Origin of the sequence: Arachidicoccus sp. (assembly GCF_050436765.1) — a bacterium.
Classification (GTDB): domain Bacteria; phylum Bacteroidota; class Bacteroidia; order Chitinophagales; family Chitinophagaceae; genus Arachidicoccus.
Map to the genome: position 1 here is coordinate 1 of NZ_JBNQGD010000394.1, position 2338 is coordinate 2338.

Below are 2338 nucleotides of genomic sequence, written 5' to 3' on the forward strand. Positions count from 1 at the left end.
TATGCGAACATGACCTCTTATGACGTATTAAGTAGTCTGCCACAATTTGACACTTTAGTACAGGTGATTGATGCTGCCGGATTAAAAGATAAAATAAATCAGGATAATTCGACATTTTTCGCGATTAGCAACGGGTCTATTTTTAGTTATCTTAATTATCGTACCCTTTATCTTCAAAATACGGTAAACCAATATGCTAAGTTTACATTGGATTCTTTGAAATATTATTTACAAAATAATATTAATGGCACGAAAGATTCTTTATTGATGTATCAAGTAGCTACTACATTAACGACAACTAATTTAACTAACAATGGGACACAATATCCTTCTGGATTAAGTGGCGATTCGGTCTTGGTATCATATGAAACTACGCTGAGTACCAACCTCGGTTACACTACCTTGGTTTCTACACCTCCAAGAGTGGTATATTTTGCCCAATTATGGAAGCATTTTAATTTAGGTAAAGATAGTACGGCTGCAAATTTGCCTTCTACTTCTGGAGTAAGATCCTTAGTAAGCACTTCCTTCATTAAAACGAAAAACGGAATGATAAATGTATTAACTTCTGGAAATACCTTATTCTTCTATGGAACAAGAATTAACTAAAATAAAAATGTTAAGAAATGAAAAATATTAAAGCAAGATCTTGGGCTACTTCTTTCGTTATGCTCCTTTTGTTCTCCATCATAGTAGAAGGGTGTACCAAAATACAAAATGGTTTTCTCAGTCCAACGATGCAATATTCTACCAAATTATTTGTGGCGCCCCAAGGCCAAATTGCCAGTTCCAATTCGTTAGTGGCAGATGGATCAAACCTACCATTAAATGTTAAATGGACCCACATTTATGATTCTTCCGGTAAAAATGTAGATGACATGTTTATAAAAACTTATCCGGTAGGTGTGTGGACGAAATCTTACAATCCACTGACTGATACAAGCTATGCGTCTATTATTGCTAAAAGAACAACACAAGAGCTAACTCCATTTACGGTTAATCCTACAAGCGGCGTTATTAGTACCAATAGTGCTACATTGTATGTCCCCATAGGAAAGTATACCTTAGATTTACAAGTATCAAACAGCGCAGGTACGCAAGAACTGAAGAATGCTATAACAATAGAAATTAAGGCGGCTAAGCCGGTGCAAACGGCAGACGACGGCGGAATTGGTTCTTTCAGTTTATCAAGATTAATAGCAAATACATCGGCAGGGGCGCCGACCAGGGATAATGTAACATCAGTTTTCTATAACGGTAATTATAATCCATTTGTGGTCTATAGTGTCACCAGAATTTCAGATACTCCAAACGTGATGATTATAAAAATTACAGATAGAAATGGTGTAGTCTTTAATGCTAAAACAGGGGAAGTCTCAAAAAGACCTAATTCGGGTTTAAACCCCAATCCACCTTATCTACAGAATCTACAATATTATGCGCCGGACACCTTTCAAGCATTAGACTCGGCACTATATGTAAAATATCCTTTAACTCCTTTTCCTATAGCCTCGTTGGGAAATGGATTCAATATGTATTATATTATTCCAACAAAGTATGTGCACATGGATAGCACCAAAACTTGGAGCGGAAATTCCGCAGGCATATTTTATCGGGGTACTTCGGACCCACGTTATTTAGGACAGTTTAAAGACGATCTTTATGATTATGCTGTAAGAATTCCTTTGAGAATTCAAACTCCTGGCAATTATTTCTTTCAAATTAAACTACTTGACGTAACCCATAGATAAGTTTGTAAACGCTTTGTGAATTCTATTGCACTCGGTTTTATATCGAATAAATAATTATTTCTACAAAAGATTGTGTAGCTATTCAAAATAAAATTCTTGAAGAGCTGCACAATTACAGTTAGTAGCATTGACAAAAATGGTATTATTGTCTGACGGCTGTCAAGTCATTTTCTGTAGCTAGTTTATGACCTATATGATTGTTATATAGGGAAATAATGCAAAATCACTATTTGCCAGTCACTATTGAAGCTTTAGAAGTTAGTTCAATCGCTATAAAACAATGAGATACTTCAAAGATCTATTGGTGAATGGTTAAAAATAAATACTAAGGGAAGATATAGTTATGATAAGGTCATTTAGTATTCAGAGCAACTATGCGTGGCTCCTATTGATCTTTTCACTTATCCTGTAATGTACCAAATTGAAAACTGTGTTTCACAAAAATCTTTCAATACTTATTTGTATTTTGATGGCGTCTCATTATTCATTTGCTCAAAATACCTATTACATAGAAGATAGTTCGATAGTAGATAAGTAAGCATACGACCAAGCACGTATAGTGTGAGACAAGAAGAGGAATTAGTTTT

General features: G+C 34.9%; 2 protein-coding genes. Both read left to right on the plus strand.

What is annotated here, in order from left to right; genetic code table 11:
* The coding region (locus ACQR30_RS16475; RefSeq protein WP_429736851.1) for a hypothetical protein at nucleotides 1–609 on the plus strand (609 nt) is incomplete at its 5' end.
* 17 nt (nucleotides 610–626) lie between these two features.
* Nucleotides 627–1751, plus strand: a complete 1125-nt coding sequence (locus ACQR30_RS16480) for a hypothetical protein (RefSeq protein ID WP_429736852.1) — start codon at nucleotides 627–629, stop codon at nucleotides 1749–1751.
* The last annotated feature ends 587 nt before the right edge of the window (nucleotides 1752–2338 follow it).

Excerpts from the sequence above, each read along its gene's own strand:
- ACQR30_RS16480 (WP_429736852.1), top strand. The coding sequence starts at position 627 with ATGAAAAATATTAAAGCAAGATCTTGGGCTACTTCTTTCGTTATGCTC.